The organism is Nonomuraea sp. NPDC052116 (assembly GCF_040680035.1).
GTDB classification, from domain to species: Bacteria; Actinomycetota; Actinomycetes; order Streptosporangiales; family Streptosporangiaceae; genus Nonomuraea; species Nonomuraea angiospora_A.
Genome location: NZ_JBFAWA010000011.1, coordinates 174978 through 201276, shown reverse-complemented (window position 1 = coordinate 201276; position 26299 = coordinate 174978). Strand labels below are relative to the sequence as shown.

Below are 26299 nucleotides of genomic sequence, written 5' to 3'. Positions count from 1 at the left end.
AAGTGCCCGGGCTCGTGACGGTCGAGCGCGTCCCCTCGTTGGACGACATCGCCGGGCGCGCGTGGGATGACGTCGCCGACCCGCGGGACCTGTTCCAGAGCCGCGCGTGGCTGCGGGCTCTGGAGCAATCCGGCGAAGCGCCCGTCACCTACCTGATCGCCCGTCAACCCGGGCACCCCCGGATCCTCGGCGCCCTTCCCCTCTATGACCCGCTCCCCAGTCGTGGTGACTTCCTGTACTGGCCGGAGCTCCACTTCCAGGACCTTCTACACGCCGCGGGCCCGCCCGGCGGCCGGCTGGGACTGCTGGCCGGTTCCCGTGCGGGGTTCACCACGCGGCTCATCATCGACCGCACCCTGCCGGCCACGACCAGGACGGTGGTCCTGCGCGCGCTCCGGGACGCCGCCGGCGCCGTGGCGGCCGAGCGCGGGCTCCCGTACACCTTCTTCCTGTTCCTCGACGCCTCCTCATGGAGAGATCTCGCTCCGGTCGTCGGCGACGGAGATCACCACCGGCTGGCGAGCGTCGCGCAGACCGAGCTGGTGCTCCCCGGTGAGGGCTTCGAGGATTACCTCGCGACGCTGCCACGGAACACCCGAACCAGCGTCCGCAGGGAGGTGGGGCTCTTCGCCAGGACCTGTGCGACCGAGACCGTCCCTCTCCGCGAGGCCATCGCGACCGTCGCGCCGATGATCGTGAACGTGCGGGCCAAGCACGGGATGGCGTACGGCGTGGACGCGGTCACGCGGCGCCTCGCGCAGTACTCGGCCGCGCTGGGAGACGCCGCGGCGACGGCCGTGCTGTGCAGGGTGCGGGGCCACGTCGTCGGCGCCGGAGTCCTGTGCCGCTGGCATGACCGGCTGTACGTGACGGACTTCGGACGCCTCGACGACGACGCGCCGGACCCGTTCGTGTACTTCAACGCGGCGATCTACGAACCCGTCAGGCACGCCTATGCGATGGGGCTGTCGAGCGTCGTCACCGGCGCCGGGGCGGAGCTGGGCAAGGCCAGGCGTGGTTCGGCCGTGCTCCCGCTGACGCACCTGGCGTGGGCGGCGGCCGGAGATCGCCCGGACCGCCGGATCGACACCGCGCCGGCGGAGCAGCGCAGGAAGCACTGGAGCGAGCTACGCGGCGCGCACCCCAGGTACTTCCACTCGGCGTGGGATGAGCTGTTATGACCCGATCCGAGGGAGGCTAGCGTGAGCCGAGGGGACGAGCTGATCAGTCCCGTCCGTGGCCCGGCCGGTACCGCCGCGCCGGGGCTTCTCGGACGGGTGCCACGCGACCCGAGCAGGGTCGCCCTGGTCCACGAGGGCCGTGACATCACCTTCGGCGACGTCGCCGCGCTCAGCGAGGACGTCGGCGACGCCGTGCGGGCTCACCGCCTGGAGGGCCGCGTGGTGGGCGTGCCGGCGGAGCGGAGCCCGGAGTTCGTCGCGCGGATCGTGGGGGTCTGGAGCGCGGGCGCCGTCCCGGCGATCCTCGGGGACTGGGGTCCTGAACGGGTACGCGGAGCGTTGACGGCCACCGGTGCCGCGGCGACCTTCGGGCCCACCTTGACCGGTCTGGAGCCGCTGGACACCGGCCGGCGGCTCCATGGCCAGGACGTGGGAGAAGTCAGCCATGTCCTCTTCACCTCCGGCACGACGGGCAGGCCCAAGGGGATCGTCGTCGGACGGGCGGCCTTCGAGGCCGCCGGCGTGGCGTTCTTCAAGGAACTGCCCATGGACGAATCCGATCGGATCGCCTTTCTCAGCAGGCCCGGCCACGACCCGAGCCTGCGGGAGCTGATCGCGCCCTGGCTCACCGGCGCGACGTTGTTCATTCCCGACGGCCGCACGGCCTCGGATCCCCGGCTGACGGCGGCCTGGCTCGCCAGGCATTCCATCACCGTGCTCCAGGGCTCGCCGGTCCTCCTCCAGCTCATGGCGGGCTCGTCGGGGCTTCCCGTCGAGAGCCTGCGGCTGGTCTGCTCGGTGGGGGCACGGCTCACGGCGGCGGCGCTGCGGTCGGCGGCCCGGTTCGCCCCGCGTGCCACCATCGCCAACTGCTACGGCGCGTCGGAGACCCCGCAGGTCGTGTGCATGCACCAGGTGCCGCCCGGTGAGGGGGTCGCGAGCGAGGACCCGGTTCCCATCGGACGCGCGCTCGGCCACGCCTCTGTCAAGATCGACAGTGCGGGCCGGCTGCACGTGGAAGCCGGCGCCTGCGCGCTCGGCTACACCGACGGAACCCCGCTGCCGGCTCCCGGCCACGACGGCCGGCGCTGGTACGACACCGGCGACATCGTCCGCCGGCTGCCGGACGGCTCGATGTGCTTCCTCCGGCGGGCGGACCGTCAGGTCCAGGTCAACGGCACGCGCGTGGAGCTGGACGAGATCGAGGGCGCGGCCGCCCGGGTCGCCGGCGTCGTCGACGCGACGGCGACGTTCGTCGAGGACGGTAACGGGGTCGGATCCGTACGCCTGACCGTCGTGCGCGGCCCCACGGCGGCGGTCGACGGCGACGAGGTTCGTGCGGTGCTCAGCGACTGCCTGGACCCCGCGGTCGTGCCTTCGAGCATCGAGGTGCGCGACTCGCCAGGCGGGCAGGGTACGGACCGGGCGGCGACGCTGTGGGAGGTGCTGCACGAGAGCGCGCAGTCCGCTCTCGGCCGAGGCGGAGAACGGATCGACCCCGACGGCGGGTTCTTCGAGGCCGGTTTCACCTCGATGTCTCTCATGCGTTTCGTGGCGGAGGTCTCCGTGCGTCTCGGAACGGAGATCTCTCCCGTGCTCGTCTTCCAATATCCCACCCTGAACACCTTTGCCGATCACCTGCGGGAGAACCTGAAAGAAGGACGACATGGGTGACCTCGTCGAGCCGATCGCGATCATCGGGATGGCCGGTCGTTTCCCGGCCGCGGCCGACATCCGGCAACTCTGGAGCAACCTCGTGGCCGGGGAGGAGGCAGTGCGCTTCCCGTCCGCGGACGAGCTCCGGTCGAGCGGCGTGTCGCGCGAGGCGCTGGACGACCCGGCCTACGTGCGGGCAGTGGCGGAGCCTGAGGGCATCGACCTGTTCGACGCCGAGTTCTTCCGCCTGACCCGGCGTGAGGCCGAGGCGTGCGACCCGCAGCTGCGGCTGTACCTGGAGACCTCGCACGCCGCCGTCGAGAACGCCGGCTACGACGCTTCGAGGCTCGGCAGAGCGGGCGTGTTCTCGTCGGTCGCCGCGAACCGCTACGGGATCGGCCGCGTCCTCGGGAGCCTGGAGGCGCTGCGGAGTGCCACCGGCATGGCGGCCGGCATGTGGAACAACCCCGACAGCGCCTCGACGCTGGTCTCGTACAAGCTGAACCTGCACGGCCCCAGCATGACCGTGCAGAGCGCGTGTTCGAGCTCGCTGGTGGCCGTGCATCTCGCCGTGAACGCGCTTCGGCTCCAGGAGTGCGACGTCGCCCTGGCCGGCGGCGCCGACGTCGAGTTCCCCGTCGGTCACGGGTACTGGTGGGCCCAGGACGGCCCGCTGAGCCGGGACGGCCACTGCCGCCCCTTCGACGCGGCGGCAGGCGGCACGATCTTCGGCAGCGGCGTCGGCGTCGTGGTGCTCAAGCGGCTCGCCGACGCCCTGGCCGACGGTGATCGGATCTCCGCGGTGATCCGCGCCGTGGCCGTCAACAACGACGGCGCGAACAAGGTCGGCTTCACCGCGCCCAGCGCCGATCGGCAGGCGGAGGTCGTGCTGAGAGCCATGGAGGTCGCCGGCGTGGGTCCCGGGGACATCGGGTACGTCGAGGCGCACGCCACCGCGACCCGGCTGGGTGACGCCATCGAGATCGCGGCGCTGCGGAAGGCGTTCGGTGCCCGGGCGACGTCGGGGCAGTGCCCCATCGGATCGATCAAGGGGAACGTGGGCCACCTGGGTCACGCGGCGGGGATCACCTCGCTGATCAAGGCCGCGCTGTCGCTGGCCCATGAGCAGATCCCCGCGAGCATCAACCTCGAGGAGGTGAACCCGCTCCTCGGGCTCGGGGACTCACCGTTCTTCGTCAACGACACCCTGCGGCCCTGGCCTCGATCGGCCGGCCGCCGCCTGGCGGGGGTCAGCTCGTTCGGGATCGGTGGCACGAACGCGCACGCGATCCTCGAAGAGGCGCCGCCCCGCGCGGTCGCCCCGGCTCCGGGGCCCACGCAGCTGATCGTGTGGTCAGGACGGACGCCGTCCGCGGCCGAGGCCCACCCGGAGCGGCTCGCCCGTTCCTTCGAGGAGAGCGCGGACCCGCTCTCCGACGTCTCGTTCACGCTGCAGCAGGGGCGCACGCCGCACCCGGTCCGAGGCGCCGTCGTGGTCGAGAGCCTGTCAGACGCGGCCACCGCCGTGCTCGACCGCGCGAGGCGAATCGTCACGCCGGAGGAGCCGGCGGACCGGAGCACCGTGTTCCTGTTCCCGGGGGAAGGGGCGCAGCACGCCCGCATGGCGGCGGAGCTCTATCGCACCGAACCGGCGTTCGGAGCGGCACTCGACGAGTGCTTCGAGCTCTTCGAGGCCCACGGCCTGGCGCAGCGGCAGACCTGGGAGGGGGCGTCGGAAGGCCCGGAGGACACCACCGTGCTCTTCAGCGTCGAGTACGCGCTGGGGCGCCTGTGGCTGGCCCTGGGCATCGAGCCCGACGTGCTGCTCGGCCACGGCATCGGGGAGTTCGCGGCCGCCGCGCTCGCCGAGGTGTTCACCCTCCAGGAGGCGGTACGGCTGGTGAGCGCCCGGGCCCGGGCGATAAGCGAGGCGCCCCGGGGCGCGATGGTGGCGGTCGCGGCCGGCCTGGACACCGTGACGCCGCTGCTCTTCGGGAGCCTCGGCGTCGCCGTGGTGAACGGCGACCGGCAGACGGTCGTCGGCGGCTCGGTGGAGGACGTGCGCCGCTTCGAGGACGAGGTCCTCGCCGGGACGGGGCTCGCCGCCTCCCGGCTGAGAGCGCGGCACGCCTTCCACACCCCGGCCATGACGGGCGCCGCCGAGCGGTTCCGATCGGCCTTCGACGGCATCCGGCCACGCAGCCCGCGTTGGCAGGTCTGCTCCGCGTCCGCGGGTGGCCTGGTGGAGGCGGCGCGGCTGCGCAGCGCGGACTTCTGGGTCCACCAGCTCACCCGGCCCGTCCTGGTCAGGCAGGCGCTCGATGCCGTGTTGTCCGGCGGTGACCGGGTGCTGGTGGAGGTGGGCCCCGGGCGGACGCTCACCACCCTCGTACGGTCACATCCTCAGGTGCGCGCCAAGCGGCACCTGGCGGTGCCGACGCTCCCGAACGGCCCGTCGAAGGGCGCCACCGAGCGCACCTCGTTCCTTAACGCGCTGGCCCGGATGTGGACCCTTGGCGCGGACGTGAACTGGTCGGCGCTGAGTGCCACGGGTCCTCGGGAGCGCGTGCCTCTGCCGGGCTACCCGTACCAGCGCGAGCGGCACTGGATCGAGCGGGCGTCGCCGGGCGGCCCGCCCGCTCAGGAGGCGACGGAGCCGGCGGGCCGCGCGGTGTACCGGCTGCCCACGTGGGTGGAGGCCGCACCGGGCGGGCACCGCGACACCCCCGCCCGGGACCGGCCGCTGGTGTTCCTGCCCGACGATCCGCGACGAGGCGGCGAGCTGGCCGCCCTGCTCGGCAAGGCCGGCTGGGACGCGTTACGGGTGCGGCACGGCTCCTCGTATTCGGAGGCGGCGGACGAGTTCGTGATCCGCCCCCGGCACCCGGCGGACGTCGTCCGGCTGCTGGACGAGCTGAGAGAGTCGCGGCGATACCCGGACCTCATCGTCGACGCGACGCAGCTCGGAGATCCGGCCGAACCTGACCTGAGCAACATCGACGACCAGCTCGACGCCGGTTTCCACCGGATCGTCGAGCTGCTGCAGGAAGCGGCCCGGCGGGCGCCCGACAAGCGCGCCCGCGACGTCCTGGTGGTCACCGAGCTGTCCGCGGACGTGACGGGCGGCGAGACCGTGCACCCGGTGCGGGCCATGCTGCTGGGGCTCCTGCGGAGCTACATGCTCGAGAACCCGCGTGCCAGGTGCAAGCTCGTCGACGTCCAGGGCGGCGCGATCGACGATCGGCTGCTCGGGGAGCTGCGCGGCCCCGAGCGATCGGAGATCGTCGCCCTGCGGGGGGATCGGCGTTGGGTCCCCGGCGAGCGGGAGCTCGTCCCTGGCGGGGTGGGCCCTGCCGACCTGCGCCGCGAGGGCGCCTACGTCATCACCGGCGGGCTCGGCGGCCTCGGCCTGGCCGTGGCACGCGGGCTGGCGGACACCGGGCTGCGACCGCGGTTGCTGCTGCTGGGTCGCCATGCGACAGGCGGGCACGACGCCGAGCTCGCCGAGATCCGGGCGCTTGGAGCCGAGTGCCGCGTCGAGGCCTGCGACGTGACCGACGTGGAGGCGCTGCGGCGCGCGATCGACCGGGCGTCGGACTCCTTCGGGGGCGTCAACGGGGTGTTCCACCTGGCCGGCGTGGCGGGAGGGGGCATGCTCCAGTTCCGGACGCGGGAGCAGGTGTCGGCGACGCTCGCGCCGAAGGTCCACGGTACGTTGGCCCTGGTCGAGGTGCTGCGGGGCCGGACGGACCTCGACTTCTTCGTGGCCTTCTCCAGCCGCGCGGCGCTCAGGGGCCTGGTCGGCAGCGCCGACTACGCCGCGGCGAACGCCTTCCTCGACGCGCTGGTGCGCCGCCAGCCCTTGACCGGCTGCGCCTCGATGACCATCAACTGGCCGTCCTGGGCCGAGGTCGGCATGGCCGCCCGCCAGGGGCGGCAGCCGCAGGCCGGGCGCTCCGGGCCGGGGGCGGAGGTGCGCCGGTGGTCGACCCCGCTGTCGGCCGAGGACTATCCGATCCTGGACGAGCACCGGATGAACGGCGTGCCGGTGCTGCCGGGCACGGCCCAGGTCGACTTCGTCCTGCGCGCCTTCCGCGAGGCGGTCGATCACCCGGACGGGCGGCCCGCGCAGCTGCGCCACATGGTCTTCCGGCAGCCGATCACCACGCCGGAGCCCGTGTCGCTCGAGGTCGGCTTCGAACCGCATGAGGACCTCTGGCGATTCACCGTCCGCTCCGCGCCGCTCCCGCCGACCCCCGGCGACTACCGCGTCCACACGACGGGTGAGATCCGGCTGGCGGACGCGAGTGCGGGCACGGTGGACCTGGACGGGCTGCGCGCGTCGCTGCCCGAGCGGCGGGTGCCCGCGAACGACCCTGACAACCGGCTGTTCACCATCGGTCCGCGGTGGCCGGGAGAGGAGATCTGGACCTCCGGGGAGGACGGCGGCACGAAGCTCGCCGTACTCACCTTCCCCGAGGCGTTCGACCATGAGCTCGACGAGCACGCCCTGCATCCCACCCTGCTGGACGCGGCGGTGTCCCTGGCGCGGGATCCTGACCACGAGCCTCCGCACGCGCCCTTCGCGTACCAGTCGATCGTGGTGCACCGGCCGATCCCGGGCCTCGCGTACAGCCACATCCGCCGGCGCCCGAGCGGTTCGGACACGATCGTGGCCGACATCGACGTGCTGACGGCCGGCGGTGACGTCGCCGTCGAAGTCAGGGGCTTCACCATGCGCCGCGTCGACGAGTCCATGGTCGCCACCGAGACCTACCGTGAGGAGCGGGACCCGGGGATCACGCCCGCGGCCGGGGTCGGCATGCTGCTGCGCATCCTGGGCGGGCCCGGCCACAGACAGGTGGCGATCACCCTGGCGGGCGAGGACGCGGTCCTGAAGAACCCCGAGGTCACGCCGGACGACGATGCGGAAGAGGACGCGTCGCCCGATCGCGTCTCGGGTGAAGCGCCGTCGGACGAGGTGTCGCTGGAGGCCCGGCTGACGGAGATGTGGTGCGCCGAATTCGGTGTGGAGTCGGTCCGCCCCGACGAGGACTTCTTCGAGCTGGGCGGCGACTCCTTCGCCGCCGTGGGGCTGGTCGAGGAGATCCGCAGGGGTTTCGACGTGGATGTCGGCATCGCCGTGATCTTCGACCACCCGACGGTGGCCGAGCTGTCCGCCGAGCTGCGGCGGCTGCTCAGCCGAGAACCTTCCTGACCCATTCGCGAAGGGTCTCGGCAGGCAGCTCCTCGACGATCTGGTGGCCGCCGCCGATCAGGTGGACCGAGAGCCACTCCGTCGTGTAGTGGCTCCAGTCGTCGAGGCACTCGGTGTCCCAGGAGCTCGCATCGTCTCTGGCTCCGACCGCGACGATCGGCGCGTTGAGCACCGGGCGCGGGTCCGACTCCAGATAGCGGTTGAGGAGGCGGTACTCGGACCGCCAGAGACGTGCGTACTCGGGGAGGGCCACCGTGTCCAGGATGTGCGGCGGCGCCTCGATCTCCTCGGCCAGCGCCCGGTCGGGCAGCTCCGCCAGAGGCGAGACGGGCGTGCGATGCGGCGGGTACTGGCACATGACGACGATGCCGCGCAGCTGCCGCTCCAGGTGGCCGGCCGCCTCCAGGCAGACCAGGGCACCCATGCTGTGGCCCACGAGCACGACCTCCGTGGCACCGGAGTCCGCGACGAGGGACGCGAGCGCCGCGCCGCGGACGTCGACGGAGGGCACGCTCATCGGCTCGCTCCAGCCGGCCCTTCGGATGACAGGTTCCCGGCCCGGTTCGTTCCACCGGTCCACGAACTTCGTCCGGCCTCCCAGACCGGGAACGAAGATGACGACCTGATCGCCATCGAGTGACGGGCTGACGACGTAACTCGCAGATTCCTGACCACTCATGTAATTCGCTCCTAATTGACCCCTGACAATACTGGATCATTTAAATGGATCTATGGCAAAGTGTGATAGGTGTCCACGCTGCTCGCCGCCGCCGTGATCATCCTGATTGCTTCAACGGTGCACGCCGTGACCGGATTCGGGTACGCCCTCGTCGCCACCCCGCTGCTGGCCCTCGCGGTCGACCCCCATACAGCGGTGGTCTCCACCACGATGTCCGCCCTGGCCATGACCATCACGATCGCCGTACGTCAGCGTCACCACGCCGAGTGGAAGGTGGCCATGATCGCCATGGCCGGCATCGTGCTCGGCCTGCCGATCGGCCTCTGGGTGTACGGAGTGACGTCCGAGCGATTGCTGACGGCGCTGATCGGGGTCGGAGTCTTAGGCTGCACGGTGATGGTGTGGCGGCGCGTGAAGGTACCCGGAAATGTCCCCGTATTGGTGGGAGTCGGTCTCCTGTCCGGCGCGCTTTCGACGTCCACCGGCACCAATGGGCCGCCGATGGTCGCCGCCTTCCAGGGCATGGGCTACGAGCCCGCCCAGTTCCGCGCCACCCTCTCGGCGGTGTTCGCCGGCACCAGTGTGTTCAGCCTGATCGGGTTCGCCGTGGCCGGCGAGGTGAACTCCCAGTCGCTCTGGATCGGGCTGGTGGGCCTGCCCGTCGTGCAGTTGGGATGGTTCGCCGGCAACGCGATCTTCAGCCGGATCGATCCGGATCGTTTCCGCAAGGTGGTGCTGGCGGCTCTCCTCGTCAGCGCGGCCGTGACCCTCGCCAGCGCGCTCAACGGCTGACGCCTTCGAGCGAAACGCGCACTCGGGGACAATAGTGACGGAAGTCTTACGGGACTCCGCCTTTCCGCCCGGCCGGGGGCCGCGGCGGGCTGCTGCCCAACCCGGGCGGCTTCCGGTACTACAGCGTCGCGGCCTCGGTGCCCAGGAAGACCGCGGCCGACTACCGGCTGGAGATCGGCGGCCTGGTCGAGCGGCCGGGGACGTTCACGCTGGACGAGCTGCGCGCGCTGCCCCAGACCCGGGTCGTCGGCGAGGCACGGTGCACCGACGGCTGGCGGGTGCCGGACGTCCCCTTCTCCGGGGTGCTGCTCTCGCACCTCCTCGACGCGGCGGGGGTGCGACCCGAGGGCAAGGCGGTCCGCTTCACCTGCTTCGACGGCGTCTACAGCGAAAGCCTCACGCTCGAACAGGCCCGCCGGGCCGACGTGCTGGTGGCCCTGGACATGCTGGACGCGCCGGTCACGCACGCCCACGGCGGCCCGGTGCGGCTCTACGTCGCCCCGATGTACTTCTACAAGTCCGCCAAATGGCTCTCCGGCATCTCGGTCACCGACCAGGTCATCCCGGGCTACTGGGAGGAGTACGGCTATGACGTCGACGGCTGGCTCGACCCGGCGGCCTGAGCGTTCGCTGCGGCGCTTCAGCCGGGGCGAGCGGCTGGTCCACCGCGCGACCGCCGGGCTCATGCCGCTGTGCGCGGGGACGTGCTGCTGCCCGTGCCCGTCCTGCTCGGTCTCGCCTCTCGGGCGTTCCGCGCCGACCTGCGCAGGCTCAACCGGCTGGCGCCGTACGACAGGGAGTGGCTGCGCGCGGCACGCGGGCGTATCCCGGGCCCGCGCCCGGCCGGCAAGTTCAACGCCGGGCAGAAGGTCTACGCCGGGTGGATCGCCGGGGCCGTGCCGGTCATGACGTTCACCGGCCTGTTGATGTGGTTCACCGGCCTGCTGCCGGGGATTCCCCGCGCGAGCGCGATCTTCGTGCACGACCTGACGGCGGTGGCGATCGCCGCCGTCGTGGTCGGGCACATCCGGCTGACGTACCGGGCCCCGGAGGCGCGGCGCGGGATGCGTACGGGCTGGGTGACGACCGCGTGGGCCAGGAAGAACCATCCCCGCTGGCTCGACGACCAGTCACCGGTCTGAGCGGTGATGACGATTGCGCGGCGAGACGTCACCTGTCAAACTGGTGATGTGAAGCATGTCTTTCTGTGCGGCAACCCCGCGCTCGACCTGGCCTGCACGCTCCGGGCGCGCCGCACCACGCGCTTCGAGACGCTGGATGCCCCGGACCGGCTCGACGCCTGGTATCTGGAGTCCGGCATCGTCGACGCCGTCTCCCCCTGCCAGGAGGCGGACCTCGTCCAGGCGGTGGCGGTGCGGGAGGCCGTCTACGCGCTGGTCACCGCCCGGCTGGCCGACGACGGATACGACGACGAGGCGCTCGCCCTGGTGAACGAGACGGCGCGCAAGCCGCCGGCGACACCCCAGCTCACCGCCGAGGGGCGGTGGGTCGAGGCGACGCCGGCGCAGGCGCTGTCCACCGTGGCGCGGCACGCGATCGAGCTCCTCAGCGGCCCGGAGGTGCCGCTGATGAAGGAGTGCGCCAACCCCGAGTGCACCAAGGTCTTCATCGACCGCTCGCGGGGCGGGCGGCGGGAGTGGTGCGGCATGGAGTCCTGCGGCAACAAGATCAAGGCGGCGGCCTACCGGGCCCGCAAGAAGGAGCCGGCCGGGGCCCGCTGACCCCGGCCGTCGGCGATCAGGCCGGGTAGTCCTTGGGGTTGATCTGCGAGGTCTGCGCCTTGCCGCCCTTGACCGGGTGGAGGGTGATGGTCCAGATGCTGTACGAGGTGGCGGTGGTGACGAACTTCAGCCGCTGGTTGAAGCGCTGGTAGGCGGCCCCCACGGCGAACCTGCGCTTGCTGGTGCTGAAGCGGGAGCCGGTGGTGAAGTAGATCCGGTACGAGCCGTCCCTGACGTCCTTGATGCTCGCGGACGACTTGGCGCGGACGTAGATGCTGATCGCCTTGGTCCTGCCCTTGACGAGGGTGACGACGCCGTCCCTCGGCGTGCCGTTCTTGATCTTGAGGACACCGCGGCCGCCGCTGAGGCCGTCGTAGATGATCCTGCCGTTGCCCGGGCGGGCCGCGGCGGCGTTCTGCGGGGCCAGGGCGACGGACCCCGTGCCGGTCGCGGCGGTGGCGCCGGCCGGGGAGGCGGTCAGCAGGCCGGCGGTCAGCGCGACGGCGACGGCACCGGCCCGCAGGGCGGCTCCTTCAAGAGGTTTCTTCACGACGAACATCTCCTTGGGCGCATGGTCACAGCCAGGGACAAACATAGAAGAAACCGGGCGGATCGCGTACCTGTTATGTCACAGGAGCACTCTTCACGAAGTCGCGGAGGTCGCCGGACAGCTCCCGCAGGCTCGCCTCCACGCTGTACATCATGTGTCCCCCGGCGTAGCCGGCCGTCCGGACGCGTTCGCGGGGCCAGGCCGACTGGCGCACGGCGTGCCGGGCGGCGCCGATCGTCGTCGTGAGGTCGAACAGGCCGGTGCAGATGAGCAGCCGCATCGCCGGCAGCGTCCCGCGCGCCGACGACCTGGCCGACCAGTGCGCCTTTTCGCCGCGCGCTGCGACTGGAGCACACCCGACTGCGCCACGTCCCGGCCACCGCTCGCGTCCGTCGGCGACGGCCGCTCGTCCGCCTGCCTCCGTCTGGACGAGATCCGCGCCGACCTGCGGCTGCGCCGCCAGGAGGCCGCGGACCGGCTCTCCCATCCTGACCGTGTCCGGGCTGCCACGTCCGCGGACGGCGAGCCGACGTTCACCACGAACGAGCGGGCCCACGCCGCCCTGGTGGTCGAACTGCTGGGCCCGGTCATCCCGGCGCTCGCCCAGGCCATGGGCCCCAAGACCGAGGCGGTGCTGCACAACCTGACCACCATGCCCAACACGATCGCCGCCATCGGCGGCACGCTGACCGGCAGGGACATCGGCGGTCCGCCCACCGACCTGGGGTTGCGCACGTTCAAGGCGGGCTGGACCGAGCACCTGATCGGCTACCGGTCCGAGACCGCCGACGGGCTGGTGATGCGCTCGTCGAGCATCTTCTTCCACGCCCCGTCCGGCAAGTCGGTGGTGTGCCTGTGCGTCAACACCGACATCGGCGACCTGAAGCGGGCCGAGGAGGTCCTCCATGCGATGACCGCCCTCTCACCCGGGGCGGGCCCGATGCTCGACGCCCCTCCCGGCAGGCCGGCGGAGACCTTCCCGGTGTCGCTGGAGAGCCTCGGCGAGGGGATCCTCGACAACGCGATCAACGGGGCCGGGGTGCCGGTCGACCTGATGAAGATGTCGCACAAGGTCGCGGTGGTCGAGGACCTCAACAAACGTGGCTTCTTCACCCTGCGCGGCGCGGTGGACCAGGCGGCCCAGCGGCTCAACGTCAGCCGCTTCACGATCTACAACTACCTCAACGAGCTCCAGGCCGAGACCGTCGACTGAACGTCCGGCCTCAGGCGTCCTCCCGCGCTCCCACGACGATCACGCCGGCCGTGTGCAGGCTGGTCAGCAGGGTCCAGTCGTCGGCCGGGTCGAGCCAGACCTGGAGCTCCGCCGGCCCCGACGGCCGCGGCAGCGCCCCGGCGGGCTCGTAGAAGGCCGAGACCAGGACCAGGGGCACCGGCGCCTCCCATCGGGAGGGGGCCGGTGGCTCGTGCCGGCCGCCGAGCAGGACGGCGCGCTCGGCCTCGTCGCAGGCGTCGAGCTGCGGCCCGGCCGCGAGCTGGGCCTGCACCCTGACCTGCACGTCCATCGCGAGGCCGACCCGCGCAGCGGCCCGCTCGCCGTCGGTGGCGAGCGAGGCGTAGCCGGGGATGAGCATCCCGGCCAGCTCGGCGGCGTCGTCGGCGTAGCCGCGGTAGGTCCCGTCCGCGTAGATCATTTCATAGCGGTACGGCCGGCCGTCGCCGTTGACCGGGGCGGCCGGAGGCGGCTCCGCCGCCGAGGAGTTGCGGATGATCACGGCCACCGGCCGGCCTCCCGTTCCGTGGTGAGGTCGTTCACGCCGCGGGCACCCAGCGGGTGGCGGCGAACAGGGCGGTGAGCTGCTCCTTGTCGGCGGCCCGCCAGAACAGCTCGTCCATCAGGACGCGGAAGGAGAGGCTTCCCTGCTCGGTGAGGTCCAGCCCGGGATCCAGCTTGAGGAGCTCGGCGTGGGCGCCCAGCTGGTCGAGCCGGCCCAGGTTGGGCAACTGACCCAGCGTCGCGGTGCGGAAGGCCGCCTCGACCTCCGCGAGCGACACCTTCACACGGGACTGGATCACGGCGGGGTCGAGCGAACCGTCCCACAGCCGCCACTCGACGTGGTCTTTCGCGGTCCCCTTCATGCTCTCCATGTTCACCGCGGACTTGCGGCCGTTGAGATTGCGCACCGGGGCTATCGACCGGTAGCCCTCCGTGGGGAGCCGGTTGGGCTTGCATTGCGCCACGCCCCGGTGGCTTTCCCGCTCCGGATTGTGCCCGAGCCTGAACAGGGTGTCGGTGTGCAGGCCCCCGTGGTTCAGCAAACTGGTGTAGTTCTCCACGATGTGGTCGAAGTCGTGCGTGCTCACGTGGACGTGCCCGCCGGTCGAGGCGCCGGCCGTGCCGCCGTGCGCGCGGATGATCTCGGTGGCGACGAGGAGGTTCTCCCACGTCGCCGACTCGTCGTACAGGATGGGCGAGATCAGCTCGCCGTCGACCGTGCCGTCCTGCTCCAGCCTCCAGAGGCCGCGCCCGCCGTTCTTGCCTGACCGGTAACCCTCGTCCCGCATGGTGTGGTAGTTGTCCACCCGGGCGTCGGCGACCAGGCCGGCCTTGTGCAGGGCACGGGCGATGGCCTGCAGGGCCTGGCGGGCGTTGTGCTTCGGCAGCTCGAACTCGATCTCCACCCCGAAGCCGCGCCCGCCGTCCCGGGCCCCCAGGGACGCGGTGGCGTTCTCCCGCATGTAGGGGATCACCGCCTCTCCCCTGACCGCGCGTTGCACCGCCTGATCGTAAGCGTGCCGGTACGCCGCGAAATCCCCCGTGAAAGAGACCTCGGGGCGATCCGGCCAGCGCTGCCACGCCCGGGTGCGGGCCTCCAGCGAGGCCACCATTTCCTGCCTGGCCACCACCAGGGGGTCCTGGCCGACCAGGCGCGACACGGTGCGGCGCAGGGAGGACTGATGGAAGGCCTCCTTCGCCTGCGCGTGCGCGTGGACCGCGGCCTGCCGGGCGTCCCGGACGGCCGCGGGCGACAGGTCGTGCAGGCCCGGCGGGACCTGCTGCGGGTCCGGCCGTACGACGGCGTTCGTACCCAGGACGTCGAGCACCCGCTGCCTGTCGAGCGGCCCGAAGGGGTCGACCCCGTGCGGTAGTCCCACGGCGGCATGCCGCACCAGCTGCTCGACGGAATGGTGGTGACCCGCGTCCCCCGCCAACCGGCGCAGCGGATCGAACACCCACATCCGGGACGGCGACTCGGAGGCGATGATCTCGGCGAGGCGGGAGAGGATGCGCGCCTCGTCGTTGCTCAGCCCCGTGAGGCCGCGCTCGGCCGCGATCCGCAACCCGTCCCAAAGGTACGGGTCGCGCGCCCGGTAGGCGGCGAGGCGGCCGACGAGATCCTGGCGGTCGGCCGCCCGCGCCAGGTCGGCGCCGTTCGCCTGCGCGTCCGCGGCCAGGCGGACGAGCTGCTCGGCGGAGCGGCCCAGCCCGAGGTCGCCGGCCAGGCCCTCCAGCGGCGGAACGGTGTCACGGCCGGAGTGCGCGACGATCTCCTCCAGGCGCGCGGACAGACGCGCGGTCGGGTCGCGCAGCTCGGGCAAGGAGTATCTGTCGGCGAGCAGCACCCCGTTCCACAGGTACGGGTCGTCCTGCCAGAACAGGTCCATGGCCGCGCGGAACTCCGCCTCCCCGGTCGTCCCGGCCGGGAGGTAGCCCTTCTCGTGGGCCGCCCGGACGACCGGGAGCAACTCCCTGACGTCGCCGATGCCGTGCCGGTCGAGCACGGGTTTGACGAAGTTCCGGACCTTGGCGGAGGTGACGGGCTCGCCCATCATCTCGACCATGAGCCCGATCGTGCGTGCCTGCGCGGGGGTCGCCTCGGGGAGGGAGAAGCGGGCTTGGTAGTGCTGCCCCGTCCAGCGGTAGGAGTCCGCCGCCATGGCCGCTCTGAGAGCGTCGACCAGGCCCGTACGGCCGGTCGCTCCGTCCGGGTTCATACCGAATCCACGGGCGTTCTCGTAGACCTCCACCAAGGCGTCGAGATCGAGGTTCAGGCCGAGTTCGGAGGCCAGGTCGTGGAGGGCCCTTCGCGGGTTCGGCCAGTTGAGGGTCCGGCTCATCGAGGCCAGGGCTCTTGCCGTCGTGTCGCTCCCGTCGATGACGGGCAGCTCCTCCACCAGGCGCCGGCCCTCCGCCAGGAGGACGTCGTCCGCCGCGGCCGGGGGGTTGCTCAGCAGGTGTTCGATCCGGTTCGGCGGGCCGTTCTGGTGCGGGCCGCCCTGGTGCGGGCCGTTCTGGTGCGGGCCGTTCTGGTGCGGGCGGTCGTTGCCGGGCGACCAGCGGTGGACGGTCGCCGCGGCTTCGGCGAAGTTCCGTGGCCGCGGATCGGCGATCGGCGAGAATCCGTCGGTGTCGGGGAGGCCGGGCATCTCGTGCGTGTTCGCCGGGTGCGGTGGCCGGGGACGGGTGTCGGGAGCGGCCAGGACGCGGTCGAGTTCCGTGCGTACGTCGGGCCAGGCCCGGGCCAGGTCGGGGTGCAGGTTGAGGGCCGGCACCTCCTCCACCGGCACCCACACGTTCTCGAGCGACTCCCGGGAGGCGGGCCAGACGTCGGCCTGGTGGGACACCGGCTCGATCCGGCGCGGGTTCTCGGGCAGCGGGCTGGACCTGGGCACGACGGTCTGACCGCCCTGGAGGTCCGTACTCGCGTGATGGGGCGTCGTTGTCGGCTGGCCGGTCACCGGCGGATCGCCGTCGACGCGCGGCAAGGGAGCGGAGTCGTCCGGGTGCCGCTCCTGGACGGCCGGCGCCGTTTCGGCAGGTGGGCTGTCCTGGGTCTGGTGGTGGTTGTCCTGTTCGGCGGCGCCGTCGGGGGTGGGCGTGATGATCGCCGGGACCGTGGCCGGGAGCAGCGACGTGTGAGGGAGGCTGCCCGGGGTCGCGGGCTCGGCCCGCGGGACGGCAGGGGCGGTGTCGCCGATCGGGGCCCGGGCGGCGGGGAGGTTCTGCTGGGGTCGTGCGAGGGGGCCGCCCTGCTCGGCTGGGCTGTGCAGGAGCACGTCGTGGCGCCGCGTGACCTCGCCGACGATCACCTGGCCCTGGTGCGGCTGGGGGAGGTTGGTCCCCGGTTCGGACGGCCGGCGGTTGATCAGGGTGGCGACGTCGGCGTGCTGGTCGGGCCGAGGATGGTGCTGCGCCAGGGTGGTGGTGTCGTGCCCTGCGAGCCGCGGTGCGGCGTCGTGCAGTACGGGCGGCGAGGCGGCGTCGTGCGGTACGGGCAGCGGGGCGGTGTCGTGCGGTACGGGTCGGGGCGAGGACGGAAGCGCAGGCGAGGACGGGAGCGGGGGCTCGCCGCCGGATGTGGGCGGCGGGTCGGCATGCGGAGCCGTGGCGGACGGAGTGTCGCCGAGCTCCGCGACCGCCCGCATCGGGATGTGGCTCACCCGTGCCGCCGCGGGGATGTCGAGGCCGCCCGCGACACCGGCGATGAAGGTGTACGCCAGGTGCTCGCCGTCGAGTTGCCCGCTGATCGCCAGCCCCGGGACGGCTCCGGCGGTGCCCGCCACTCCGCCCAGCAGGGCCTGGCCGTACATGCTCTGCGCGATGGCCGCGATCTTGTCGCGTACCGCCAGTTCGGCCTCGGAGGCGACGTACACCATCCGCCGGCTCAGCAGACGTGACAGGGCCGCGTTCGCGCCGGCGAACAGGGCACCGGTCAGCGCGCCGCTGCCCACCGACATCGCCAGCGACGCGAGGTCGAAGTCCCCCGCCTCGCGATCCCCCCAGATCTGCTGCGCCACCTGCACGCCGAAGTCCAGGCCGCCCATGATCCCGGCGAACTTCAGCATGTTGACCAGCATCAGCCGCTTCAGCGTCTGGATGTTCACCTGGGTCAGCAGCGTGTTGTGCTGGATCAGCCGGAGAACGGCCGGGCCGTTGACGTAGATCCACACCAGCAGCTTGACGATCATCGCGCCGAGCAGCGCGAGAGAGGCGTAGATCATCCACTCGGTGTGCTGCATCCGCACGCCGTGCTCGCGCAGGGACGCCGCCTCCTCCCGGAGCCCCTTCTCCAGGAGGTCGATCAGCGTCTCGTCCGAAGGGGTGCCGTCCGCGTCCGGCTGTCCGCCGAGCATCTTGAAGACCTGCTCGAACGTTTCCTTGGCGGCGCCCTGCCACTGGTGGTCGCGCAGCGACCGCACGACCGCGGCGGCGTCGTCCGACTTGATCGTGGCCAGCAGGTCCGCCAGGTTCTCCAGCACCTGCGCCTCGGCGATGACCCCGTCGACGTCGGTCTCCGGAAACGCCCCGCCCGTCAGCGGCAGCGCCAGCGGCCGTACGATCTCGGGCACCAGACTGAGATCGAGTCCCATCACCGCGGCTCGGGCGTACCGGGGTGCGGCAGGAACGACTCGAAGTTCGTTCCCTCGCCGAACAGGTCCTCGAACGGGAGCTCCGGCACGCCGAAGGGCTCCATCAGTTCCTTCATCTCGGCGGAGACCTGCCTGGTCGCCCGCCCGATCTGCTCGACGACGGAGGCGGACAGCTCCGACGGGGACAGCTTGCGGTAGACCCGGGGGTCGAGCTCGATCGTGCGCACCTCACCGCGGGGACCGACGGTCACGGTCACCATGCCGTCCTTGGACTTCGCCGTCGCCGACAGCTCCCGAACCCTCTCCTGCATCTTCTTGAGCTGTTCGGTCTGCTGGTTGACCTCCTGGACGAGTTGTTCCAACAGCCGCCACGGTTCGTCCATCGTCACCTCCGTCCCTCACGAGCACCAAAAACCTCAGAAGCACCATTCTTTCCCGATTCTTCCACTCATGTCTGCACATGCCAGCTAGGCTCCCGAACCGTGGAGTTCGACGGCGTCGTCTACAGCAAAACCCACCTCCACCGGCTGGCGAGCGCGGCGGACGGCATGGCCGGTGACGTGTCCGGCGCCCACACCCGGTTCGAGGCGGCGTCGAGCGCGGCACATACCGCCGTCGGCGACGACGACTACGGCCGCGCGTACTGGCAGGCGCGCGGGCAGCGGATGGAGAGCATCGGCAGAGGGCTCGACCTGCTCGCGAGCGCGCTCAGGGAGCAGGAGAACCGGCTGCACCTGGCGACGAAGACGTACAAGGCCGGCGAGGACGCCAGCACCCTGCCCACCTGATTCACGTGCGGATCAGGAGACGGTCAGGGTCGGCTCGGCACGAATCGCTTACGTCTTTTCCGCGTGATGATCAGCGTGGCGGCCACGCCGATCAGGATTCCCACCGCGACCCCGGCGATGACGGGCAGCCATGCCACGACCTGGTCGGCGAGGGTGGGCTCATTCAGCAGATCGACATATCTCTTGAATTCGGAAAAGGTCTCGTCCGGGACGGGGGCCTTGAATACATCCCCGTCCGGTAAGGGGTTGGGTGTTGGAGTCACGGTCACCCATCATGGCGTCGATCACGCGCTGAGGCGAGGCCGACTCGCCCTAGATGCACTTCACCCAGGATCGGGCCACCCCGGGAGGCATTGCCAATTCTTCCTGAACGAGCTGGATTGCTTCTTCCTCGCGTCCGCGTACCTTGAGCTGGCGCACGCGTCCGGTGATTTCGGTGGCCCTGATGGCATCGGTGTATTTGAGGACACGGCGCTGGCGGAACGCCTGGGTCGCCTTGACAATGAAGAAGATCCAAAACGAGATGAAGATCGCCATGAAGGCGCCGACTAATAAGGTGGGAGTATCAAACACAAAGCGATCTTAGGGCAACACCGGGCGGGCCGGAAACAATCGTGGGTCAGACTCGCCGGCGCCGACGAGGTCAGCCGGTGACGATTACGTCACGCAGGAGAAAACTGCAGGTAGAGGTGGAATTTCTCGGCCTTCGACCTGGCCTGCTTGTTCGCGATGACGATCGGGACGACCACGTATTTCTTGGCGGGGTTCGGAGCTGTTCGTGTTTGAGTGTTCATGACACGGCTCTGCTCCACGACTGAGTCAGAACCCGACTGGGGCAGCAGTCACGACGCGGCCGCCGTGGCGATCGGCAGACGCGCCCAAGGGCCCCCTGCCCACCGGAGCGATGAGCGGGGGCATCGGACTGAACCCGGCCTACGGGCCAGTGCGTACCAGGCCGAGGTCCTTGACGATGGCGCCCGCCTTCATGACCATCTCGATGTGCCCCGGGTCGGCCAGCGCGTGGATGTCCCGCAGCGGGTCGGCGTCGGTGACCACGAGGTCGGCGAGCTTGCCCGCCTCCAGCGTGCCCACCTCGCCGGAGATGCCGAGCAGCTCGGCGGCGGTCCGGGTCCCGGCGACGATGGCGGCCATCGGGGACATGCCGAGCTCGACGAGATGCCCGAGCTCGCGCAGGTTCTGCCCGTGCGGGCACACGCCGGCGTCCGTGCCCAGCGCGATCCTGGCTCCGCGCGCGATCGCGTGGCCGATGTTCCTCTTGGTGATCTCGGACCACTTCACCTTCTTGGCGTAGTGGTACGGCTGCATCGTCTCCTTGTTGATCGCGAACACGGTCGACAGCGTCGGCACGAGGAAGGCGCCGCGCTCCTCCAGGAGGTCGAGTCCTTCGTCGTCGATGCCGTACCCGTGCTCGACGCTGGTCACCCCGCCCCGGAGGGCGGTCAGGATCCCCTTGCGTCCCTGCGCGTGCGCGGCGATGGGCTTGCCGCCGTGCCGGTCGAGCTCGTCGGCGATGGCCCGCACCTCGTCCAGGCGCAGGCCCTCGTCGTCGGGGTGGTCGTGCCTGCTCCCCATGCCGCCGGTCGTGCAGATCTTGACGAGGTCGGCTCCCTGGCGCAGCACCCGGCGCGTCGCCTTGCGGACCTCGTCCACGGTGTCGGCGATCTCGATCAGCTCGGGCACGGTGGGCGCGATCGTCCCGCCGTACAGGTGCATGTCCCCGTGCCCGGCCGTGTGGCTGATCGGGCTCACCGCGAGCTTCAGCCGCGGGCCCGGGATCAGCCCGCGCTCGATCGCCTCGCGGAAGCCCGAGGACAGCCCGCCGAGGTCGCGCGCGCTGGTGACGCCGGCCTCGAGGGTCGCCCGGAGCCGCGCGGCGGACTCGAGGACGGTCAGGGCGGGGTCGTTCTGGAGGGCGTGGAAGGGGCCGTTCCCCAGGGAGAAGCCCATATGCACGTGGCAGTCGATAAATCCGGGCAGGAGCGTCCTGCCGCGCAGATCGCGTACGTCGGCGCCGTCGACCTCCGGGGCCTCGGCCGCCGGGCCGGCGAACGCGATGACGCCGTCCGGGGTCACGTCGAGGACGCCGTCCTCGACGGGCGACGCGCCGGTGCCGTTGATGATCCTGACGTTGGCGAGGCGGAGCTTTCCATGGGTGGTCAAGCGGAGTCCTTCTGACGGGGTTCGATGTCGAAGCCTGGGGCGCCCGGTACGGAGTCGAGCAGGGTGCGGGTGTACTCGTGCCGCGGACTCCGGTAGAGGTCCGCGGCCGGGGCGTGCTCGACGACGTCACCGTGGTAGAGCACCACGACCTCGTCGCTCACGTGCCGGACGACGGCGAGGTTGTGCGAGATGAAGAGCATGGTCAGGTTGAGTTCGCGGCGCAGCTTGGCGAGCAGGTGGAGGATCTCCGCCTGGACCGAGACGTCGAGCGCGGAGGTGATCTCGTCGGCGATCACCACCTCGGGCCCGATCATCAGCCCTCGGGCGATCGCGACCCGCTGCCGCTGCCCGCCGGAGCACTCGTGGGGGTAGCGGTCGATGGTGTCGGCCGGCATCCTGACGGCCTCGAGCCACTGGACGATCTCGTCCCGGTGCCGCCGCACGTCCGCCCGGCGCGGGTCCACGGCCTCGGCGAGTGCCTCGCCGATCGTGCGCCTGGGGTCGAGCGACGAGTACGGGTCCTGCGGGATCATCTGGACCTTGCGCCGCAGCGCCCGACGGCCCGCGCCCCGCGCGGAGGTGATGGGGACGCCGCCGATCCTGACGCTCCCCGCGGTCGGCCGGACGAGCCCGACCAGCGCCTTGGCCAGCGTCGACTTCCCCGATCCCGACTCGCCGACGATGCCGACCGTACGGCCCCGGGCGACGTCCAGGGTGATGCCGTGCAGGACGCGCGTCGCGTTCTTGCCCCACCCGTAGCCCACCTCGAGGTCGCGTACCTCGACGGCCGTCTCCTCATCCATGCGAGTGCTCCTTCGTGCGCGGCGGGGTCCACGACGCGTCGATGTCGGGGGTGGCCTCCAGCAGGGCCCTCGTGTACGGGTGGCGGGCGGTCTCCACGGTGAGCTCCCCCGCGGCGACCTCCTCGACGATCTCGCCGCGGTACATCACGAGGACGCGGTCGCACAGCGCGCGGACCACCCCGATGTCGTGCGAGATGAACATGATCGAGGCGCCGAACTCGCGGTTGACGCGCTTGAGCTCGCGCAGGATCTCCGCCTGGACGGTGACGTCCAGGGCCGTGGTCGGCTCGTCCGCGATGATCAGGCGCGGCTCGACGGCCAGCGCGGCGGCGATCATGGCCCGCTGCCGCATGCCGCCCGAGAGCTCGTGCGGATGCTGCTTCATGCGCTGCTCGGGCCTGGTCAGGCGGACCACCCGGAGCGCCTCGAGGATGCGCTGCGCGGCCTCACGCCCGCCGAGGCGCTTGTGGGTGCGCAGCACCTCCGTGAGCTGGGTGCCCATGCGCAGCGCGGGGTTGAACGTCGAGCCCGGGTCCTGGTAGATCAGGCTGACGGCCTCCGCCAGGAGGGCCGGCGGGACGGGCCGGCGCAGGTCCAGGTCGCCGACCGCCATGCGGCTCGCCGTCGAGGTCAGGCCGTCCGGCAGCAGCCGCGCGAGCGACATCGCGGTGAGGGTCTTGCCCGATCCGCTCTCCCCCACGATGCCGACGATCTCGCCCCGCCCGATGCCGAAGGAGATGCCCTTGACCAGCGGCGTGTCGCCGGCGTGGATCCACAGGTCGCGGACGTCGGCGAGCCGGTCGCTCGTCGCCTCCTGCGCGGCGGCCGGGGGTGTTCCGGTCCGGCCCGGCACCGTGTGCCCGCGCGGGTTCGCCGCCGCCGCGAGGCCGTCGCCGATCAGGACCGCCCCCAGCCCGGTCAGGACGATGAGGCAGGCCGGGCCGACCATCTGGAAGGGCCGGTCGGCCAGGAGCGAGGGCAGGGCCTCGTTCAGGAGCTTGCCCCAGTCGTAGGAGGGCGACTGGACGCCGAGGCCCACGAACGACAGCGCGGAGATGGCCGTGAGCGTGGCCGCGAACGTCGAGGCCGTCAGCACGAGCAGCGGCTCGGCCATGTTCGGCAGCATGTGCCTGATCGCGATCCGGGCGCGGCTCACACCCAGGAGGCCCGCGGTCGACACGTACTCCTGCTGCGAGACCTTCGCGGCGAGGTTCGCGGTGAGGCGCGCGAAGTAGGGGATGCCGGACAGGCCGATCGCGATCACCGCCGAGGAGCCGCCCGCTCCGAGCACGGCCGCCACGACGAGCGCGAGCAGGAGCCCGGGGAAGGCCACCATCGCGTCGATGACGCGCAGGCAGACCTCCCTGACGCGGGGCCGCACGAGCCAGACGCCGGTGCCCAGGACGACGCCGAAGACGACCGACATGGCCGTCGCGCCCACGGTCATCAGCAGGGTGAGGCGGGTGGCGACCAGGCTGCGCAGCAGGACGTCGTGGCCGGCCGCGTCGGTGCCGAGCCAGTGCCCGGACGAGGGCGCGGCGAACCGCGGGCCCAGTACGGCCGCCCGCTCCGTGAACAGGATCGGGGCCACTATGGCGATCAGCACGATGCCGCTCAGCAGGGCCAGGCCGAGCACGAGCCCGGGGTTGCGGCGGCGCGGCCGGCTACGCGGAGACATGCGACCCTCCGAGGGTCCGCTGGTCGATCAGCCCGAGCAGGACGTCGACGAGGAGGTTGACGAGTGCCGCGATCATGCCGATGACCAGCACCATGCCCTGGATGACCGGATAGTCGCGGTCGAGGATGGCCTTGATGATGCCGCTGCCCAGGCCGGGCAGTGCGAACACCGACTCGATGATGATCGCGCCGCCGATCATGCCGGTCAGGATCAGGCCGCTCAGGGTGAGCGTGGTGGTGAGCAGGTTCGGCAGCGCCCATCGGACGTGGCGCCGGAAGGTGGGCAGCCGCCAGCCGCGGGCCGTCCGCATGTAGTCGGTGTCGAGTACGACCGCCGTCTCGCGGCGGACGACCCGGGAGATGGTGCAGATCGGGCCGATCACGATCGCCGCGACCGGAAGCACGAACGACGCGGCCCCGAAGCGGGGTGCGTAGGCCGGCGGGAAGAGCGGCACCAGCCCGATGCCGAGGGCGAACATCACGACCAGGAACGACGCCATGATGTAGCCGGGGATCGAGTCGAGGAATCCGGTGACCACCCCGAAGGCGGCGTCCAGCCACCTGCGCCGGCCGCCGCGCGTGAGGACGCCGATGACCATGCCGAGCGGTACGGCGACCAGCAGGACGACGACGATTCCCGTCACCGCGATGGTGGCGGTGAAGGGGAGACGGTTCATGATGATCGTCTCCACCGGCTGCCGGTACATGAACGACGTGCCGAGGTCCCCGGAGAAGACGCCGCCCGCGTAGACGAGGAATCGTTCCCAGATCGGCCGGTCGAGCCCCAGCTCGGTCCGGACGCGCTGGACGTCGGCGAGATCGGCGTTGGCCCCGGCGACGCCGACCGCCGGGTCACCGGGAATGAGCTGGACGATGAGGAACGACACGACCAGCAGCGCGACGAAGATCACGACAAGGCTGGTGAGCCGCCGCACGGCGAAACCGAGCCAGGCGGAGGAACCCCGCGACCGGGCGCTCGGACCAGACGTGGAAAGAGAGGTCATGTCGGCTACTTGAGGATGCGCAGGGTGGCGGGGTCGAGGTAGTCGTCGAAGGTCCGGATGGCGAATCCGTCGGCGACGACGGTGGTCGTGGGCAGGGTCGACAGCGGGATCGCGTCGACCCGCTGGAGGAACGACTTCTGCGCGGACTGGAGGGCGGCGCACTGTCCGCCGCTGTCGGTCACGCTCATGGCCTGGGTGACGAAGCCGTACCCCTTCTCGTTGACCGATCCCGTCTTGTTGCGGCCGCCCTTCTCGGTCACCGGGCCCATCACCCGGAGCAGGGAGGAGGTGAGGGTGCCCAGCTGGTTGTTGTCGCCCTGGACGTTGATGTCCCAGTCCGAGCCGCCGGCCGTGGTCACCGTGGCCCAGTTGGCGTTGTCGAGGGAGCTGACGGTGACGTTCGCGCCGGCGTTGCGCAGCGCCTCGCCGATGTAGTCGTTGCCGCCCTGCAGCAGGGTCGTGCCGACGATGCGGACGCGGACCCCGGCCAGGGTCTTGGCGGCGGCGCCGGAGTCCTGCGGGACCAGCAGCGACCGGTCGGTGTTCACGCAGGGGAGCTTGGCCGAGCCGACGGACAGGATCGTGCTGCCCCGCTTGCCGCTGATGATGTCGCTGAACGCCTGCGGATCGACGGCCTGGGCCACCGCGGCGCGCAGCTCGGGCCGGTCGGCGAAGGCCGTTCCCGGACGCTCGTTGAACAGCAGGTACGTCGTGGTGTTGGAGGCGCTCGACGTGGAGAACCGGGTGTTGCCGTCGAACCGGGCCACGTTCTCGTCGGAGACCACGCCGACGTCCAGGCTGCCGGCCAGCAGCTGGGTGGCGATGGTCGCGTAGTCGGTGATCGGCGTGAGGTTCAGCTGCTTGGCGGGCACGCCTTCCAGGGGCTTGGCGAACGCCGGCCAGCCCGCGTAGCCGTCGCGCAGCGTCAACTCGTAGGACACCGCCGCCTGGGACGAGGTCAGCGTGTACGGGCCGGAGAACGCCCCGGCGGCCTTCCCGGCGGCGAGTCCCTTGAGGTCGCTCAGGCCCGCCGGGCACACGATCCCGGCCTGCGGCAGCGTCAGCCCGGTGAGGAAGTCGGACCACGGGACGGACAGGGCCGCCTTCACCGTGTTCGTCTTGTCGTCGGCGGTGAACGTCGCCGTGCCCGATCCCAGCGCCAGCGTGCGGCCCGAGGAACCCGTCTCCTTCGCCGCGAACCGCGTCAGCGAGGCGGCCACCACCGACGGAGTGATCGGCTTGCCGTCCGAACAGGTCAGCCCGCCGCGGATGGTGAACGTGTAATGCGCGGCGTCCTCCGCCTGCCAGGCGGACGCGATGCCGCCGACGAGGGAGTTGCCCGAGTCCTTGCGCACCAGCGTGTCGAACAGCAGCCGGGCCATGCCGAAATCGTCGCCGCCCTTGGCCAGCGCCGGGTCGAAGGTCGCCGGATCGGTGTTCAGCGACATGTTGATGGTGTCGGTCGCCCCTTCGGCGACACCGCATCCGGCCAGGCCCGCCACGAGCGCCATCGCGAGAATGGAATTGCGAAACACTGATCCTCCAGCGCACTCGCGAGAATGAATGGCGCCGAGCCTAGGTGTCGCCTGCCGAATCCAGGTCTTCCGTGACGCAGAGCGCACGGAATTGCGTGATATCGCGGCCCGGGCGCACGATCTTTCCCGCGGGCTTCGCCGGAGGTTTCCCTCGCGTTACGGC

At 71.3% G+C, this 26299-nt stretch carries 23 protein-coding genes; 9 read left to right on the top strand and 14 right to left on the bottom strand.

Annotation, left to right across the window (positions count from 1 at the left end; translation table 11 throughout):
- The first annotated feature begins 2 nt into the window (after positions 1-2).
- The 3 genes from AB0L65_RS23220 to AB0L65_RS23210 are packed head-to-tail and all read left to right on the top strand — an operon-like array spanning position 3 to position 8055.
- Positions 3-1181 carry a peptidogalycan biosysnthesis protein gene (locus tag AB0L65_RS23220; RefSeq protein WP_364248646.1) on the top strand — a complete coding sequence of 393 codons (1179 nt, stop codon included), beginning with the start codon at positions 3-5 and terminating at the stop codon, positions 1179-1181.
- A 21-nt stretch (positions 1182-1202) separates the two neighbouring features.
- On the top strand, positions 1203-2855 hold the full coding sequence (locus tag AB0L65_RS23215; RefSeq protein ID WP_364248644.1) for a non-ribosomal peptide synthetase: 1653 nt from the start codon (positions 1203-1205) through the stop codon (positions 2853-2855).
- The gene (locus tag AB0L65_RS23210; RefSeq protein WP_364248642.1) at positions 2848-8055 is read left to right on the top strand and encodes an SDR family NAD(P)-dependent oxidoreductase; all 5208 of its coding nucleotides are present in this window, start codon (positions 2848-2850) and stop codon (positions 8053-8055) included. The genes AB0L65_RS23215 and AB0L65_RS23210 overlap by 8 nt, the downstream gene beginning before the upstream one ends.
- Here AB0L65_RS23210 and AB0L65_RS23205 read toward each other — a convergent pair.
- A complete protein-coding gene (locus AB0L65_RS23205; RefSeq protein WP_364248640.1) occupies positions 8036-8734 on the bottom strand; it encodes an alpha/beta fold hydrolase in 699 nt (232 codons plus the stop codon). The two genes, AB0L65_RS23210 and AB0L65_RS23205, sit on opposite strands and share 20 nt — an antisense overlap.
- A gap of 69 nt (positions 8735-8803) precedes the next feature.
- Here AB0L65_RS23205 and AB0L65_RS23200 point away from each other — a divergent pair, with 69 nt between their 5' ends.
- The 4 genes from AB0L65_RS23200 (at position 8804) to AB0L65_RS23185 (ending at position 11268) form a co-directional block, all read left to right on the top strand.
- A complete protein-coding gene (locus AB0L65_RS23200; RefSeq protein WP_364248638.1) occupies positions 8804-9526 on the top strand; it encodes a sulfite exporter TauE/SafE family protein in 723 nt (240 codons plus the stop codon).
- A gap of 137 nt (positions 9527-9663) precedes the next feature.
- Positions 9664-10149, top strand: a complete 486-nt coding sequence (locus tag AB0L65_RS23195; RefSeq protein WP_364248636.1) for a molybdopterin-dependent oxidoreductase — start codon at positions 9664-9666, stop codon at positions 10147-10149.
- 69 nt (positions 10150-10218) lie between these two features.
- A complete protein-coding gene (locus AB0L65_RS23190) occupies positions 10219-10668 on the top strand; it encodes a cytochrome b/b6 domain-containing protein (protein WP_364248634.1) in 450 nt (149 codons plus the stop codon).
- Positions 10669-10716: 48 nt separating this feature from the next.
- On the top strand, positions 10717-11268 hold the full coding sequence (locus tag AB0L65_RS23185; RefSeq protein ID WP_364248632.1) for a CGNR zinc finger domain-containing protein: 552 nt from the start codon (positions 10717-10719) through the stop codon (positions 11266-11268).
- Between the two features lie 16 nt (positions 11269-11284).
- Here the strand turns inward: AB0L65_RS23185 and AB0L65_RS23180 are convergent, their stop codons facing one another.
- Both AB0L65_RS23180 and AB0L65_RS23175 read right to left on the bottom strand, forming a co-directional pair.
- The gene (locus AB0L65_RS23180; RefSeq protein WP_364248630.1) at positions 11285-11818 is read right to left on the bottom strand and encodes a hypothetical protein; all 534 of its coding nucleotides are present in this window, start codon (positions 11816-11818) and stop codon (positions 11285-11287) included.
- A gap of 73 nt (positions 11819-11891) precedes the next feature.
- Positions 11892-12098, bottom strand: coding sequence for a hypothetical protein (locus AB0L65_RS23175; RefSeq protein ID WP_364248628.1), 207 nt, complete (start codon positions 12096-12098; stop codon positions 11892-11894).
- 39 nt (positions 12099-12137) lie between these two features.
- Here AB0L65_RS23175 and AB0L65_RS23170 point away from each other — a divergent pair, with 39 nt between their 5' ends.
- The gene (locus tag AB0L65_RS23170) at positions 12138-13031 is read left to right on the top strand and encodes a PAS domain-containing protein (RefSeq protein ID WP_364248626.1); all 894 of its coding nucleotides are present in this window, start codon (positions 12138-12140) and stop codon (positions 13029-13031) included.
- A 10-nt stretch (positions 13032-13041) separates the two neighbouring features.
- Here AB0L65_RS23170 and AB0L65_RS23165 read toward each other — a convergent pair whose 3' ends face one another.
- The 3 genes from AB0L65_RS23165 to AB0L65_RS23155 are packed head-to-tail and all read right to left on the bottom strand — an operon-like array spanning position 13042 to position 18531.
- Positions 13042-13557 (bottom strand): hypothetical protein, encoded by a 516-nt coding sequence (locus AB0L65_RS23165; protein ID WP_364248624.1) that lies wholly within the window; start codon positions 13555-13557, stop codon positions 13042-13044.
- Between the two features lie 31 nt (positions 13558-13588).
- The gene (locus AB0L65_RS23160) at positions 13589-18148 is read right to left on the bottom strand and encodes an amidoligase family protein (RefSeq protein ID WP_364248622.1); all 4560 of its coding nucleotides are present in this window, start codon (positions 18146-18148) and stop codon (positions 13589-13591) included.
- Positions 18148-18531 carry a YbaB/EbfC family nucleoid-associated protein gene (locus AB0L65_RS23155; RefSeq protein ID WP_364248620.1) on the bottom strand — a complete coding sequence of 128 codons (384 nt, stop codon included), beginning with the start codon at positions 18529-18531 and terminating at the stop codon, positions 18148-18150. Before AB0L65_RS23155 ends, AB0L65_RS23160 begins: the two co-directional genes overlap by 1 nt.
- A 99-nt stretch (positions 18532-18630) precedes the next feature.
- Between AB0L65_RS23155 and AB0L65_RS23150 the strand changes: the two genes are divergently transcribed.
- Entirely contained in the window at positions 18631-18936 is a 306-nt protein-coding gene (locus AB0L65_RS23150) for a hypothetical protein (protein ID WP_364248618.1), read from the top strand.
- 23 nt (positions 18937-18959) lie between these two features.
- Here AB0L65_RS23150 and AB0L65_RS23145 read toward each other — a convergent pair whose 3' ends face one another.
- The 8 genes from AB0L65_RS23145 to AB0L65_RS23110 all read right to left on the bottom strand — a co-directional run bounded on the left by AB0L65_RS23145 (position 18960) and on the right by AB0L65_RS23110 (position 26112).
- The gene (locus tag AB0L65_RS23145) at positions 18960-19205 is read right to left on the bottom strand and encodes a hypothetical protein (protein ID WP_364248616.1); all 246 of its coding nucleotides are present in this window, start codon (positions 19203-19205) and stop codon (positions 18960-18962) included.
- A gap of 43 nt (positions 19206-19248) precedes the next feature.
- Positions 19249-19473: a hypothetical protein gene (locus AB0L65_RS23140; RefSeq protein ID WP_364248614.1), complete on the bottom strand. Its 225-nt coding sequence runs from the start codon at positions 19471-19473 to the stop codon at positions 19249-19251.
- Between the two features lie 125 nt (positions 19474-19598).
- Complete coding sequence (locus tag AB0L65_RS23135) at positions 19599-19730, bottom strand: hypothetical protein (RefSeq protein ID WP_364248612.1); 132 nt, start codon at positions 19728-19730, stop codon at positions 19599-19601.
- 139 nt (positions 19731-19869) lie between these two features.
- Positions 19870-21117, bottom strand: a complete 1248-nt coding sequence (locus AB0L65_RS23130) for an amidohydrolase family protein (protein ID WP_364248610.1) — start codon at positions 21115-21117, stop codon at positions 19870-19872.
- The gene (locus tag AB0L65_RS23125) at positions 21114-21920 is read right to left on the bottom strand and encodes an ABC transporter ATP-binding protein (protein ID WP_364248608.1); all 807 of its coding nucleotides are present in this window, start codon (positions 21918-21920) and stop codon (positions 21114-21116) included. Before AB0L65_RS23125 ends, AB0L65_RS23130 begins: the two co-directional genes overlap by 4 nt.
- Positions 21913-23598, bottom strand: coding sequence for a dipeptide/oligopeptide/nickel ABC transporter permease/ATP-binding protein (locus AB0L65_RS23120; RefSeq protein WP_364248606.1), 1686 nt, complete (start codon positions 23596-23598; stop codon positions 21913-21915). Before AB0L65_RS23120 ends, AB0L65_RS23125 begins: the two co-directional genes overlap by 8 nt.
- Positions 23585-24601 (bottom strand): ABC transporter permease, encoded by a 1017-nt coding sequence (locus tag AB0L65_RS23115; RefSeq protein WP_364248604.1) that lies wholly within the window; start codon positions 24599-24601, stop codon positions 23585-23587. Before AB0L65_RS23115 ends, AB0L65_RS23120 begins: the two co-directional genes overlap by 14 nt.
- 5 nt (positions 24602-24606) lie before the next feature.
- Positions 24607-26112 (bottom strand): ABC transporter substrate-binding protein, encoded by a 1506-nt coding sequence (locus tag AB0L65_RS23110; protein ID WP_364248602.1) that lies wholly within the window; start codon positions 26110-26112, stop codon positions 24607-24609.
- Positions 26113-26299 lie beyond the last annotated feature (187 nt).